Origin of the sequence: Litorisediminicola beolgyonensis (assembly GCF_042679605.1) — a bacterium.
GTDB lineage: Bacteria > Pseudomonadota > Alphaproteobacteria > Rhodobacterales > Rhodobacteraceae > Litorisediminicola > Litorisediminicola beolgyonensis.
In genome coordinates, this window is sequence record NZ_JBHTMU010000040.1 from 21,124 (window position 1) to 34,742 (window position 13,619).

The 13,619-nt window shown below is 69.4% G+C and carries 13 protein-coding genes and 1 pseudogene; 10 read left to right on the forward strand and 4 right to left on the reverse strand.

Annotation, left to right across the window (positions count from 1 at the left end; all coding sequences use genetic code 11):
- Nucleotides 1-4 precede the first annotated feature (4 nt).
- On the forward strand, nt 5-3,364 hold the full coding sequence (locus tag ACFQ4E_RS17165) for an efflux RND transporter permease subunit (protein WP_386805739.1): 3,360 nt from the start codon (nt 5-7) through the stop codon (nt 3,362-3,364).
- Between the two features lie 3 nt (nt 3,365-3,367).
- On the opposite strand, the gene ACFQ4E_RS17170 is transcribed toward ACFQ4E_RS17165, so the two are convergent.
- Nucleotides 3,368-4,162: a protein-disulfide reductase DsbD domain-containing protein gene (locus tag ACFQ4E_RS17170; protein WP_386805741.1), complete on the reverse strand. Its 795-nt coding sequence runs from the start codon at nt 4,160-4,162 to the stop codon at nt 3,368-3,370.
- Nucleotides 4,163-4,283: 121 nt separating this feature from the next.
- Here ACFQ4E_RS17170 and ACFQ4E_RS17175 point away from each other — a divergent pair, with 121 nt between their 5' ends.
- Nucleotides 4,284-4,859: a YqgE/AlgH family protein gene (locus tag ACFQ4E_RS17175; protein WP_386805743.1), complete on the forward strand. Its 576-nt coding sequence runs from the start codon at nt 4,284-4,286 to the stop codon at nt 4,857-4,859.
- Between the two features lie 4 nt (nt 4,860-4,863).
- On the opposite strand, the gene ACFQ4E_RS17180 is transcribed toward ACFQ4E_RS17175, so the two are convergent.
- The gene (locus ACFQ4E_RS17180; protein WP_386805745.1) at nt 4,864-5,814 is read right to left on the reverse strand and encodes an L-threonylcarbamoyladenylate synthase; all 951 of its coding nucleotides are present in this window, start codon (nt 5,812-5,814) and stop codon (nt 4,864-4,866) included.
- A gap of 118 nt (nt 5,815-5,932) precedes the next feature.
- Between ACFQ4E_RS17180 and ACFQ4E_RS17185 the strand changes: the two genes are divergently transcribed.
- The 4 genes from ACFQ4E_RS17185 (at nt 5,933) to ACFQ4E_RS17200 (ending at nt 9,571) form a co-directional block, all read left to right on the forward strand.
- On the forward strand, nt 5,933-7,645 hold the full coding sequence (locus tag ACFQ4E_RS17185) for an acyl-CoA dehydrogenase (protein WP_386805746.1): 1,713 nt from the start codon (nt 5,933-5,935) through the stop codon (nt 7,643-7,645).
- Entirely contained in the window at nt 7,645-8,682 is a 1,038-nt protein-coding gene (locus tag ACFQ4E_RS17190) for an MBL fold metallo-hydrolase (protein ID WP_386805762.1), read from the forward strand. The genes ACFQ4E_RS17185 and ACFQ4E_RS17190 overlap by 1 nt, the downstream gene beginning before the upstream one ends.
- A 90-nt stretch (nt 8,683-8,772) precedes the next feature.
- A complete protein-coding gene (locus tag ACFQ4E_RS17195) occupies nt 8,773-8,907 on the forward strand; it encodes an aa3-type cytochrome c oxidase subunit IV (RefSeq protein ID WP_386805748.1) in 135 nt (44 codons plus the stop codon).
- Nucleotides 8,908-8,929: 22 nt separating this feature from the next.
- Nucleotides 8,930-9,571: a hypothetical protein gene (locus tag ACFQ4E_RS17200; protein WP_386805749.1), complete on the forward strand. Its 642-nt coding sequence runs from the start codon at nt 8,930-8,932 to the stop codon at nt 9,569-9,571.
- On the opposite strand, the gene ACFQ4E_RS17205 is transcribed toward ACFQ4E_RS17200, so the two are convergent.
- Both ACFQ4E_RS17205 and ACFQ4E_RS17210 read right to left on the reverse strand, forming a co-directional pair.
- Nucleotides 9,556-9,882 (reverse strand): AzlD domain-containing protein, encoded by a 327-nt coding sequence (locus tag ACFQ4E_RS17205; protein WP_386805751.1) that lies wholly within the window; start codon nt 9,880-9,882, stop codon nt 9,556-9,558. The two genes, ACFQ4E_RS17200 and ACFQ4E_RS17205, sit on opposite strands and share 16 nt — an antisense overlap.
- Entirely contained in the window at nt 9,879-10,586 is a 708-nt protein-coding gene (locus ACFQ4E_RS17210) for an AzlC family ABC transporter permease (protein ID WP_386805753.1), read from the reverse strand. Before ACFQ4E_RS17210 ends, ACFQ4E_RS17205 begins: the two co-directional genes overlap by 4 nt.
- Before the next feature lie 59 nt (nt 10,587-10,645).
- Between ACFQ4E_RS17210 and ACFQ4E_RS17215 the strand changes: the two genes are divergently transcribed.
- The 4 genes and pseudogenes from ACFQ4E_RS17215 to ACFQ4E_RS17230 form a co-directional block, all read left to right on the forward strand.
- Nucleotides 10,646-11,527: a formate dehydrogenase accessory sulfurtransferase FdhD gene (locus ACFQ4E_RS17215; RefSeq protein WP_386805755.1), complete on the forward strand. Its 882-nt coding sequence runs from the start codon at nt 10,646-10,648 to the stop codon at nt 11,525-11,527.
- A gap of 159 nt (nt 11,528-11,686) precedes the next feature.
- The gene (gene mobA, locus ACFQ4E_RS17220; protein WP_386805757.1) at nt 11,687-12,295 is read left to right on the forward strand and encodes a molybdenum cofactor guanylyltransferase MobA; all 609 of its coding nucleotides are present in this window, start codon (nt 11,687-11,689) and stop codon (nt 12,293-12,295) included.
- Complete coding sequence (gene mobB / locus ACFQ4E_RS17225; protein ID WP_386805758.1) at nt 12,292-12,783, forward strand: molybdopterin-guanine dinucleotide biosynthesis protein B; 492 nt, start codon at nt 12,292-12,294, stop codon at nt 12,781-12,783. Before mobA ends, mobB begins: the two co-directional genes overlap by 4 nt.
- A pseudogene (locus ACFQ4E_RS17230) lies at nt 12,780-13,619 on the forward strand (molybdopterin molybdenumtransferase MoeA); the annotation flags it as partial. The gene mobB and the pseudogene ACFQ4E_RS17230, both read left to right, overlap by 4 nt.

Here is a 13,619-nt window from a genome sequence, read left to right on the forward strand (position 1 = left end):
GGCGATGCGCCGGATCGACGCCCGGACCGGAGGCATCCTGTCGGTCTTCACCCGGCACCGGACGCTGGCGAACCTGCTCCTGATCCTGATGATCGCGGCGGGCGCCTTCGCGGTACCGCAGATGCGGGCGCAGTTCTTTCCCGACGTGGTGGTCGACGAGGTCGACGTCTCGGTGCGCTGGGAGGGCGCGGGGGCCGAGGATGTCGACGCGGCCATCGTGCAGCTCCTAGAACCGGCGCTTCTGGCGGTCGAGGGAGTCGAGGCCAGCAGTGCCGCGTCGCGCGAGGGCAGCGCTCGGATCGAGCTGGAGTTCGAGCCCGGCTGGGACATGGCGCGCGCCGCCAATGACGTGACGCAGGCCATCGACGCGGTGAGCGAGCTGCCCGAAGAGGCCGACGAGCCCGAGGTCACGCGCTCGACCTGGTTCGACCGGGTGACGGATGTGGTGATCACCGGCCCGGTCGCGCCCGCGCAACTGGCGCGCTTCGCCGACGAGTTCGTGGCGCGGCTCTTCGCCGAGGGCGTGACGCGCAGCACCATCCGGGGGCTCGCGGCGCCGGAGACGGTGATCGAGGTGCCCTCGGCCAATCTTCTCGCCTATGACCTGACGCTCGGCGAGATCGCGGCGGCCATCGCCGCCGAGGTCGATGCCGATCCGGCAGGCGAGGTCGAGGGGGCCAACGCGCGGGTGCGCACCGGGGTCGAGAAGCGCAAGCCCGACCAGATCGCGGGGATCGTGCTGCGTTCGAACCGCGACGGGACCAACCTGACGGTGGGCGACGTGGCGCGGGTCCGGGTCGAGGGCGTGACCCGCGAGCGCAGCTATTTCGTCGGCGAGAACCCGGCGATCTCGGTACGGATCGACCGCAGCGCGCGGGGCGACGCCATCGGCATCCAGCAGACCGTCGAGGAGGTCGCCGCCGAGCTCGAGGCCGGGTTGCCGGAAGGCGTCGAGATCGACCTGATCCGCACACGGGCCGAGATGATCACCGGGCGGCTCGATATCCTGCTCGACAACGGGCTGACGGGACTCGGGCTGGTGCTGCTGCTGCTGTTCCTGTTCCTGAACGCGCGCACCGCGATCTGGGTCGCGGCGGGCATCCCGGTGTCGATGCTGGCGGCCATCGCGCTGATGTATGCCGCCGGGATCACCATCAACATGATCTCGCTCTTCGCGCTGATCATCACGCTCGGCATCGTGGTCGACGACGCCATCGTGGTGGGCGAGCATGCCGATCACCTGTCGCGGCGCGGCCTGTCTCCGACCGAGGCCGCCGAGACCGCGGCCAAGCGCATGTTCCTGCCGGTCTTCTGCGCGACGCTGACCACGGTGATTGCGTTCTTCGGGCTGGTGGTGATCGGCGGGCGCTTCGGCAACCTGATCGCGGACATCCCCTTTACGGTGATCACGGTGTTGATCGCGTCGCTGGTCGAGTGCTTCCTCATCCTGCCGCATCACATGGCGCATGCGATCCGAGCGGCGGGCCGCGAGCGCTGGTATGACTGGCCGTCGCGGCAGGTCAATCGCGGCTTCCGCTGGGTGCGGGGAAGCCTCTTCCGTCCGCTCATGGCGGGCGTGGTCGCGGCGCGCTACGTGGTGATCGCGGGCGTGTTGGTGCTGCTCGCGAGCCAGGTGGCGCTGCTCATTCGCGGCGATGTGCCCTGGCGCTTCTTCAACGCGCCCGAGCAGTCCTCGGTCACCGGCAATTTCGCGATGGCGCCGGGGGCGACGCGGGCGGAGAGCCTTGCGATGATGCGCGAGATGCAGCGCGCGACCGAGGCGCTGGGCGCCGAGTACGAAGAGCGCTACGGGCGCAATCCCATCGCCTACGTCATGGCCGAGATCGGCGGCAATTCCGGGCGCGGGCTCTCGGGCACGGACAGCAAGGATCCCGACCAGCTGGGCGCGATCTCGATCGAGCTGATCGAGGCCGATCTCCGCCCCTATTCGAGCTTCCAGTTCGTGGGCGAGCTGCAGGAGGCGGTGGTGCCGCACCCCTTGGCCGAGACGGTCAGCTTCCGCGGCTGGCGCTCGGGGCCCGGGGGCGACGCGCTCGACGTGCAGTTCTACGGCGCCTCGGCGGAGGTGCTGAAATCGGCCTCCGAGGCGCTCAAGACCGCGCTCGCGCAGTTTCCCGAGGTCTCGGCGGTCGAGGACGATCTGGGCTATGACAAGGAAGAGCTGATCCTGGAGCTGACGCCGCAGGGGCAGGCGCTGGGCTTCGAGATCGACGGGTTGGGGCAGACGCTCCGGGCGCGTCTGGGCGGGATCGAGGCCGCGACCTATCCCGACGGTCCGCGCTCGGCCGCGATCCGGGTGGAGCTGCCCGCGGAAGAGCTGACCGCCGATTTCCTGGAGCGGATGCTCCTGCGCACGCCCGAGGGCGCCTATGTCGCGCTTGCCGATATCGTCGATGTGCAGAGCCGGGCGGGCTTTTCGACGGTGCGGCGCGAGAACGGCATCCGGCTGATCTCGGTCACCGGCGACATCTCGGAGGACGATCCGGCGCGCGCCGCCGAGGTCATGAAGGCGCTGGAGCAGGAGATCCTGCCGCAGATCGCCAGCGAGGCGCAGGTCGACTACCGGCTCTCGGGCCTCTCCGAGCAGGAGGACGCGTTCCTGTCGGATGCGTTTCTCGGTCTCGTGCTGGTGCTCCTGGGCATCTACCTGGTGCTCGCCTGGGTCTTCGCGAGCTGGTCGCGGCCCTTGGTGGTGATGGCGATCATCCCGTTCGGGCTGGTGGGCACGATCTGGGGCCATGCCTATTGGGACGTGCCGATGTCGATGTTCACGGTGGTCGGATTGCTGGGCATGACCGGGATCATCATCAACGATTCCATCGTGCTGGTGACGACCATCGACGAGTATCGGGACGGGCGGGGCACGGTGCCGGCGATCCTCGACGGGGCGGCGGACCGGCTGCGTCCGGTCCTGCTGACGACGCTGACGACGGTGCTCGGGCTGGCGCCGCTCCTTTACGAAGGGTCGAGCCAGGCGCAGTTCCTGAAGCCCACGGTGATCACGCTGGTCTACGGGCTGGGCTTTGGCGTGGTGCTGGTGCTTCTGGTCGTGCCCGCGCTCATCGCGGTCGGAGAGGACATCGCGCGGGCGCGCGTCTCGACGCTGCGGGCGCTGCGGCACCGGGCGCGGGGCATCCGGCGCGGCTATCTGGGGCTGACGGCGGCCCTGGCGGGGTGGTTCGCGCTGACGATGGTCTGGAGCGCCGTCACCGGCGCGCTGCCCGAGGCGCTGGGCGGGGCCACCGGCATGGCCGCGGCGTTCGGGGTGTTCCTGGCGGGCGTCTTGGTGGCGCTGATCGCGGCCTATGTCGGTCTGGCGCTGGCGCGGGTGCGGCGGGCCTGAGCCTCAGCCCTTGCAGCCGGTGATCTCGACCACGTGGCGCTCGCCGATCACGGTCACGGTCACCTCGTCGCGGTCGAGCGCGAAGGGCTTGGCCTCCATGTGCATCAGCTCGGCGGTGGCCACTAGGAGACCGTTGTCGCGGCGGCTCTCGGGTTCGGAGACCCAGACGGCGGGGTTGCCGGTCTCGATCACCATTTCCTCGGTGCCGCCCGCGCTCGGCATGTCAATCTTCGCGGTCAGGCTCAGCCCGCCCTCGATCTGCGCGACCGAGCAGGTCACGCCGCGCACCCCGGCCTCGGAGGCCGAGAAGGGGCGGTCGGCCAGCGCCGCGGCAATGACCGGGTCGGGCCGGTCGCCGTCGCCGAGCGTCGCGTCGAGGCGCAGGGTCTTCGGCAGGCAGACGTCCTTGCAGACGCCGATGCTGACCTCGCCCGACAGCCGCACCTCGCCGCTTTTGGACGGCGACACGGTCAGGGGCAGGACGACCCGGTCGGTATAGACGACCGAGCGCATGCCGCCCTGGTAGGAGACATGCGGGACCGGCCAGGTGATCGCGACGGCCGAGACATTGTCGGAGCCGCTCCAGTCGAAGCTTGGCGGGATGCCCGCGTCGCCCGGCGCGCGCCAATAGGTTTTCCAGCCCGGCGCGAGCGTCAGTTCCAGCCCCGCGACGTGGCGGCCATCGGGCAGGCGCCAGCCGGGGCGCAGCTGGGCGGAAACGCTCTGGTCGAACCCGCCCGCGGCCACGGGCGCGGCAAGACAGAAGGCGAGAGCGAGGGTGAACGCGGCTTTGATCATGGCGTTACTCCTGCCGCGCGGTCCCTGAAATGGAAAGTCACGTCTGAGAGATAGGATGCGAGCGGTGTCGCGCCGGGCACTCTCTTGCGCGGGCCCATGCAAGCCGTCATGCTGAGGGACGATGACTGACGCTCACGTGACCACGGACCTGACCGGCAAGATGCTGATCGCGATGCCCGGCATGGGCGATCCGCGCTTTCAGCACAGTCTGATCTTTCTCTGCGCCCATTCCGAGGACGGGGCGATGGGGCTCATCGTGAACAAGCCCGCGCCCGAGATCGACATGGCCGCCTTGTTCGAGCAGCTCTCGATCGAGACGCCCTCGGACCTGGCCGGGGAGCGCGTGTTCTTCGGCGGTCCGGTCGAAACCGGGCGGGGTTTCGTACTGCATGGCGACGAGTATCAATCCTCGGTCTCGACGCTCGAGGTCGAGGGCGGGTTCGGGATGACCGCGACCCTCGACATCCTCGAGGAAATCGGGCGGGGGCAGGGGCCCTCGGAGCGGATGATGTGCCTCGGTTATGCGGGCTGGGGGCCGGGGCAGCTCGAGGGCGAGCTGGCGCAGAACGGCTGGCTTGTCTGCGACGCGAGCCGCGACCTGGTCTTCCACACGCCCGCGCCCGAGAAATGGGAAGCGGCGCTGGCCACGCTTGGGGTCGCAGCGCTGGCCCTGTCGAGCGAGGGCGGGCAGGCCTGAGCCGTCAGTCCCGCGGGGCGGCGGCGCGCGACAGGCGGTCGTTGATCGCGAGACCCAGCCCCTTGCGCGGGATCGGCGAGACGGCGATGCGCGCGGCGCCGCCTGCGTCGAGGCGGTGCAGATATTCGAAGAGATTGGCCGCGGCCTCGCGCAGATCGCCTGCGGGCGAGAGGTTCAGATCGGCCGTGACCTCTCCGAAGCCGAGCGTCGCCTCGCCCTCCTGCCAGTCGGTCGCGTCGAGCCGCATCGCGGCGCGGGGTGCGTAATGCGAGGCCAGCTGACCCGGCGCGCTGATCGCGGCATTGGCGGCGCGCGAGAGGACCTCTTCGCCGAGCGCCTGGGCCAGCATTTCGGCAGTGATCGCGCCGTCGCGGAGCAGGGTCGCGGGGCCCGCGAGGCCGAGGATGGTCGATTCGAGGCCGATCTCCGACGCGCCCGCCTCGATCACCGCGTCGATGCGCCCGTCGAGACCGGCGAGGACATGCGCGGCGGAAGTGGGCGAGAGCTTGCCCGAGCGGTTGGCGGAGGGGGCGGCGATGCCGCCTCCGAAGGTCGACAGCGCCGCCTGGGCCACGGGGTGGGCGGGGCAGCGCACCGCCAGCGTGTCAAGCCCGGCGGTCACGAGCTTCGAGACCGGAGCGCCGGGTCTGAGGGGCAGCACGAGCGTGAGCGGCCCGGGCCAGAAGGCCTGCGCCAGGCGCTCGGCGCGATCGTCCCAGAGGGTCAGCGCCTGCGCGTCCTCGGGTGTCGCGACATGCACGATCAGGGGATTGAAGCGGGGCCGCCCCTTGGCCTCGAAGATCCGGGCGACGGCCAGGTCGTTCGAGGCGTCCGCGCCAAGACCGTAGACGGTCTCGGTCGGCAGCGCGACCAGCCCGCCTGCGCGCCAGATCTCGGCGGCGCGGGCCAGATCGTCCGGGCGTGCGCTGAGGCGTTCGGTCTGCCGCTCGGTCATCGAGATTATCCGTTACGCCGCGTTTCGATTGAACCCGGGAGCTTCCCGGCTACTCTATCCTCAATCCGAGGGCTTTAGCCCGCCGCTGACGACTTTCCAATAACCGAGGTGATCCAGAATGCCTTATCGCGCTCCGGTTTCCGATTTCCGTTTTCTCTTTGACCACGTCGTCGGTTTCGACGCCGTCGCCGCCACCGACCGCTTCGCCGAGGCGAGCCCCGACATGGTCGAGGCGATCCTGACCGAAAGTGCCAAGATGTGCGAAGAGGTGCTGGCACCCCTTCAGCGCAAGGGCGATCTCGACCCCTCCCGGCTGGAGAACGGCGTCGTTCGCACGCCCGAAGGCTTCGGCGACGGCTTCGCCGCGATCCGCGAGGGTGGCTGGGTGTCCATCGCCGCCGATCCCGAGAACGGCGGCATGGGCCTGCCGATGGCGGTGACGAGCGCGGTGAACGAAATGATGTCCTCGGCCTGCCTGTCGCTGCAGCTTCAGCCGCTGATGAGCCAGGGCCAGATCGAGGCGCTGGAGCACCACGCCAGCGACGAGATCAAGGCGACCTACCTGCCCAAGCTGATCTCGGGCGAGTGGACCGGCACGATGAACCTGACCGAACCGCAGGCGGGCTCGGACGTGGGCGCGCTTCGGACCAAGGCGGAGCCCAAGGGCGACGGCAGCTTCGCGATCTCGGGACAGAAGATCTACATCACCTGGGGCGACACGGATTTCTCCGAGAATGTCTGCCACCTGGTGCTGGCGCGTCTGCCCGATGCGCCCGAGGGCACCAAGGGCATCAGCCTCTTCATGGTGCCGAAATTCCTCCCCGATGCGGACGGCAACCCCGGTGCGCGCAACGATCTTCGGGTCGTGAGCCTCGAGCACAAGCTGGGCCTGCATGGCTCGCCGACGGCGGTGATGGAGTATGACGGCGCGACCGGCTGGCTCGTCGGCCCCGAGGGCGGCGGCATGCGCGCGATGTTCACCATGATGAACAACGCCCGTCTGGGCGTCGGCGTCCAGGGCGTCGGCGTGGCCGAGGCCGCGACGCAGCATGCGCTGGCCTATGCGCGGGACCGCAAGCAGGGCCGCTCGCCCATCGAGAACGGCACCGGCACGATCCTCGATCATGCCGATGTGCGCCGCATGGTCGCGACGATGAAGGCCGAGACCTTCGCCGCCCGCGCCATCGCGCTGGCCTGCGCGGTCTCGATCGACATGGGCCGCGCTACCGGCGACGCCGGGTGGGAGGCGCGCGCCGCGCTGCTGACGCCCGTGGCCAAGGCCTTCGGCACCGATACCGGCATCGCCGTGGCGGATATGGGCATCCAGGTGCATGGCGGCATGGGCTTCATCGAGGAGACCGGCGCGGCGCAATATGCCCGCGACGTGCGGGTCACCGCGATCTACGAGGGCACGAACGGCATCCAGGCAATGGACCTTGTCGGCCGCAAGATGATGGATGGCGGCGAGGCGGCCTTCGAGCTGCTCGACGAGATCGAGGAGCGGGTCGAGGCGATCCGCAGCGAGATGCCCGAACTGGCCGATCCGGTCTTCCAGGCGGCCGAGACGCTGCGCGAGGCGGTCGAGTGGCTGGCGGGGCAGGAGATGAACCAGCGCTTCGCGGGCTCGGTGCCGTTCCTCAAGGGCTTCGCGCGGGTTCTGGGCGGCTACTACCACCTCCTTGCCGCCAAGGCCGATCCCGAGGGCGCGCATGCCAAGCTCGCGCGGTTCTACATCACCCGGCTCCTGCCCGAGCATGGCGCGCTTCTGGCCCATGCGCGCGCCGGGGCCGATGCGCTCTACGCGCTGTCGCCGGACGATCTCGCGGCGTGATGGACGGGGCCGAGACCGGCATTCGCTATCCCTTCGACGCGCCGCCCGAGCCGGGCGGCGCGACCCTCGTTGCCGAGGGCGTGTTCTGGCTGCGCCTGCCGCTGCCGATGAAGCTCGACCACGTCAATGTCTACGCGCTTGACGATGGCGATGGCTGGACGCTGATCGATACCGGCATCCATTCGCGCCGGAGCGTGGCGCTCTGGGAAGAGATCCTGGCCGGGCCGCTCGCGGGGAAACCGGTCCACCGGGTTCTGATCACCCATCACCATCCCGATCACGTTGGCATGGCGGGCTGGTTCCAGTCGCGCGGCGCGGAGCTTCTGGCGACGCGGACGGCCTGGCTCTTCGCGCGGATGCTGACGCTGGACGAGCAGGAGCGGGCCCCCGAGGAGACGCTGCTCTTCTGGCGGCGCTGCGGGATGGATCCCGAGATCTATGCCGAGCGGGCCGCCGAGCGGCCGTTCAACTTCGCCGACACGGTGCACCCGATGCCCCTGGGCTTCACCCGGATCGCCCAAGGCGACGTGCTCCGGATCGGCGGGCGCGACTGGGACGTGCATATCGGCAACGGGCATGCGCCGGAACACGCCACGCTCTGGAGCCGCGACGACGGGCTGGTTCTGGGCGGCGACCAGATGCTGCCCTCGATCAGCTCGAATATCGGCGTCTATGCCACCCAGCCCGAGGCCGACCCGGTGGCCGATTGGCTCGAGGCCTGCGAGCGGCTCTCGGCCTATGCGCGGCCCGATCAGTTGGTGCTCGGCGGCCACAAGCTGCCCTTCACCGGCCTGCCGCTCCGGATGCGGCAGCTGATCGAGAATCACCACGGCGCGCTGGCCCGTCTCGAGGCGCATCTGGAGACGCCGCAAAGCGCCTGCGACTGCTTCGCGACGCTCTTCAAGCGCCGGATCGGCAAGGGGGAATACGGGCTCGCGATGGTCGAGGCGATGGCGCATTGCCTGCATCTCTGGCACGAGGGCCGCGCCGTGCGCAGCGTCGGCGAGCGCGACGCCTGGCTCTTCCGCGCCCGGTAAAACTGCGGCGGAATGCGCCTTTGGCATGGCGTGACAGCGCCGCGCAAATCGGCTAATCCACATCCGACACGAGATCAGGAAGGACCCGACATGGCCGAGCACAAGCATGGCAGCATGGACATCACCACCCAGGAAAAGACCTTCGAGGGCTTCATCACCTTCACCATCCGCACGGTGATCGTGATCCTCGTCGCCGTGATCCTGCTCGCGATCTTCAACGCCTGATCCCTCCGGTTCCGAGAGCGCCATGCGATTGATCCTCTGCCTTCTGACGGCGCTCGCGCTGTCGGCCTGCGGCTACCCGCCCGGTGATGACAACACGTTCGAGGAAGTGTCGCGGGCGCCGTACCGGCATGACGGTCCGCCCTCGCTGACGCTCTTCACGATGGTGTCGAACACCACCGGGGCGGGCGAGCATTCGAGCCTGATGATCAACGCGCCCTCGCAGCGGGTGATCTTCGACCCCGCGGGCTCGGTGCGCCATTCGGCGGTGCCCGAGCGGCAGGACGTGCTCTACGGGATCACCCCGCGGATCGCGGATTTCTACGCCCGCGCCCATGCGCGCGAGAGCTTCCACGTGCGTATCCAGGATGTCGAGGTGCCGCCCGACGTGGCCGAGAAGGCGCTGGCCCTCGCGCAGGCGAACGGGCGGGTGCCCTATGCCTTCTGCGCCAGCGCGACCGCGGGCATCCTGAGGCAGCTTCGCGGGTTCGAATCGATCCGCAGCACGCTCTGGCCGAAGAGCCTCGCGAACCAGTTCGCCGAGATTCCGGGCGTGCGCGAGCAGGTGCTCTACGAGGACGACTCGGACGACAAGCGCGTGGCGATCGAGGCCTTCCAGCCGCGCGCCCCGATTGACACGGTGGCGGCGGATCAGCCGAACAGGTAAAGCCCGCCGCCCAGCACCGCGGCGCCCGCGACCATCGCGGCCAGCACGCTGTGGGTGATGTAGCCGACGGCGAAGGTCGCGAAGGCGGCGGTGAGGCGCACCGGGTCCGGCGCGCCGTCGGTTGCCCGCGGCCAGAGCACCAACGGGGCCACCAGCGCGGGCAGGATCGCGACGGCGGTGTAGCGCAGATGGCGCAGGAGCCATTCCGGCAGCTCGCGGTCTCCGACCAGCCCCAGGAACAGGAAGCGCAGGCCGAAGCTGCCGATGCCGAGCACGATAATGACCAGCCAGAGCGTCTTGGTGTCGATCATGGAACGTCTCCCATGCGCTGCTCGACCCAGGCTCCGGCGATCATTCCGGCCAAGCCTCCGACTATGAGCCCGAGATTGTAGGGCAGTCCCGCCGCGAAGAGCGCCGCGAGCGTCGCGACGATGGCGGCGGCGATATGGGCGGGGCTGCGCAGCATCGGGCCGATCATCGCGAGAAAGGCGATGGGGAGCGCGAAGTCGAGGCCGAGCTCGGTGGGCACGGCGCTGCCGAGCATCGCGCCCAGATATGTCGCGGCATACCAGGGCAGGCAGATCGGCGTCACCGCGCCCATGAAATAGGCAAACTTCTCCGCCCGGCTGCTCTGCGGCCGCCGCTCGTATTCGAGGATCGCCAGCGCATAGGTCTGGTCGACGAGGAAATATCCCACGAGCGCCCGTTTCCAGAGCGTCAGTGCGCCCAGATGCGGCGTGATCGAGGCCGAGTACATCGCCATGCGCAGGTTCACCGCGAGCGCCGAGGCGATGACCACGAGGACCGGGGCCTGGTCCTGCATGAGCTGGATCGCGGTGAACTGCGCCGCGCCCGCGATCACGACGACCGAAAAGGCCACCGCTTCGTACACGCTCAGCCCGGCTTCGGTGGCGATCACGCCGAAGAGGATCGCGAAGGGCAGGATCACGGCGAGGAACGGCAACCCGTCCCGCACGCCCCGGGCGTAGCTTGACATTGCGCTTTCACCCGACATCACTCTGCCTTACATCGGTTAGTCACATCTCCCCTAGACCCCGGCTGAGGAAACTGCAATTGGCCTCGGAGGCCCGCATCCCCCCCTATGTGATCGCGCCCGATCCCGGCGCAGACGGCCTGACGCGGGCGGTCGAGGGCACCGATCACACCGGCGCGCGGGTCGAGATCGCGGTGGTCGAGGAGCGTCCGCTGACGATCTATCTCAACAGCCAGGAGATCGTCACCGCGATGACGATCGGGGATTATCCGCATTACCTCGCGGTCGGATTTCTCGAGAACCAGGGCATGTTGCGGCCCGAGGACGAGATCACCGGAATCGATTTCGACGAGGAGCTCGAGACGGTGGTGGTGCGCACGGCGAGCCAGACCACCTACGAGGAGAAGGTCAAGAAGAAGACCCGCACCTCGGGCTGCGCGGTGGGCACGGTCTTCGGCGACATGATGGAGGGGCTCGAGGGGCTGACGCTGCCCGAGGCGGAGGTCCGGACCTCCTGGCTCTACGCGCTGGCGCGGCAGATCAACACGACGCCGTCGCTCTATCTCGAGGCCGGCGCGATCCACGGGACGGTGCTCTGCGCAGAGGACCGCCCGCTGGTCTACATGGAGGATGTCGGGCGGCACAACGCGGTCGACAAGATCGCGGGCTGGATGCGGCTCGAGGGCGAGACGGCGCGGGACAAGATCCTCTACACGACCGGGCGGCTGACCTCGGAGATGGTGATCAAATGCGCGCTGATGGGCATCCCGGTGCTCGCCTCGCGCTCGGGCTTCACCGCCTGGGGGGTCGAGATCGCGCGGCAGGTCGGGCTGACCTGCATCGGGCGGATGCGGGGGCAGCGGTTCGTCTGTCTGTCGGGCGAAGAGCGGCTGGTGCGGGATGTCGATCCCGCGAGCGTCCCGGAGGAAAGCCGCCGGTCCGGCCGAAAGGGGGCGGCATGAGCGCTGCGCGTTTCGAAATTTTAGATAAAATTTCGATTTGCCCGCGATGAGCGTGCGGCCGAGACCATCCCTGCGCGTCACGCGCGCCGGTCAGCGCGTTTGCGTGTCGATGCCATCCCGGGGCTCCAAAATTTTAATTAAAATTTTGGAGCCGGCGCTGTGAGGGCGCCGGTCGGGATCATTCTTGCCGGGGGGCGCGCGACGCGCATGGGCGGCGGCGACAAGGGGCTCTTGCAGCTTGGCGGCGAGACGCTCCTGAGCCGCGTGATCGACCGGATCTCGCCGCAGGTGGCGGATCTCGCGATCAATGCCAACGGCGATCCCGCGCGCTTCGCGCCCTATGGCCTGACCGTCCTGCCGGACAGCGTCGCCGATTTTCCCGGACCGCTTGCGGGTGTGCTCGCGGGGCTCGACTGGGCGGCGAAGCAGGGCGCGGAGACGGTCGTCTCGGTCGCCGCCGACACGCCGTTCTTCCCCTGCGATCTGGTGCCGCGCCTGCAGCTTGCCGCCGAGGGCAAGGCCCATCCGATGGCGCTCGCGGCCACGCCCGATCCCGAGCGCGGGGCGATCCGGCACCCGACCTTCGGGCTCTGGCCGGTGGCGCTCCGCGACGATCTGCGCGCAGCGCTCGAGGGCGGGCTGCGCAAGGTCGTTCTCTGGACCGACCGGCACGGCGCGGAGCAGGCGCTCTTTCCGGTGGAGGGCGGCGATCCGTTCTTCAACGTCAACACGCCCGAGGATCTGAAGGCGGCGGAGGCCATGGCATGAAACTCTACGGGGTCACGGGCTGGAAGAACGCCGGGAAGACCGGGCTGATGGAGCGGCTCGTGACCGAGATCACCTCGCGCGGCATCACCGTGTCGACGGTCAAGCACGCCCATCACAGCTTCGATGTCGATCATCCCGGCAAGGACAGCCATCGCCATCGTGTGGCCGGGGCCTCCGAGGTGCTTCTGTCCTCGCGCAACCGCGTGGCCCTCATGCAGGAGTTGCGCGACGCGCCGGAGCCGACGCTGGACGCGTTGCTCGGGCGGCTGTCGCCCGTCGATCTGGTGCTGGTCGAGGGCTACAAGCGCGACCGCCATCCCAAGATCGAGGCGTTTCGCGCCGAGACCGGCAATCCGCTGATCGCGCCGGGCGATCCCACGATCCGCGCCATCGCCGCCGATTGCCCGCTTGAGACCGACCGACGGCTCTTCGATCTGAACGACACGCGCGCCATCGCCGATTTCGTGCTGGAGGAGGTCGGGCTGTGAGCCGGTTCGACACCGTCCTCGTCGCGGACTGGTCGGCGGCTCAGGGGCGACGGCGCGCGGGCAAGGATGCGATCTGGATCGCTGTGGCGCGCGACGGGCGGCTTGCCCCGGCGCGGCATTTCCCGACGCGGCTCGAGGCCGAGGAGTGGCTCGCCCACACGATCAGGGACGAGACGGACGCCGGTCGGCGGGTGCTTGCGGGGTTCGATTTCCCGTTCGGCTATCCCTCGGGCACCGCGCGCGCGCTGACCGGGCGCGACGATGTCTTCGCGCTCTGGGACTGGCTTGCGGCGCGGATCGCGGACGATCCCGACGGCACGAACAATCGCTTCGAGGTCGCGAGCGAGATCAACCGGCTCTTTCCGGGCATCGGGCCGTTCTGGGGCAAGAGCAGCCGCGCGGCCCATCCCGATATTCCCTATGGCGGTCGCGAGCGCACCGCCGAGGTGCCCGAAAAGCGCGCCTGCGACCTGGCGGCCAAGGCGTCCTCCTCGGTCTGGCAGCTGGCCTTTCCGCCCACGGTCGGGGGGCAGGCGCTCATGGGCATCCCGATGCTGTCGCGGCTGCGGCAACTCCCCGGCTGCGCGGTCTGGCCCTTCGAGCCCTGGGCCGAGGCCGCCGCGGTCCTCGTCGAGATCTGGCCGGGGCTGATCGAGGAGGCGGTCAAGGCCGAGATCGCGGCGGCGGAGGGCGCGGCCCCGGTGCGCGACAGGGTGCAGGTCGAGGCGCTGGCCCGGGCGCTCGCGGCGTTGCCGGAGGCGGAACTGGCCGGGATGATGGCGGTCGAGGCGCCGGAAGAGGGGTGGATCCTCGGCGCGGGCCAGTCCGAGCGGCTG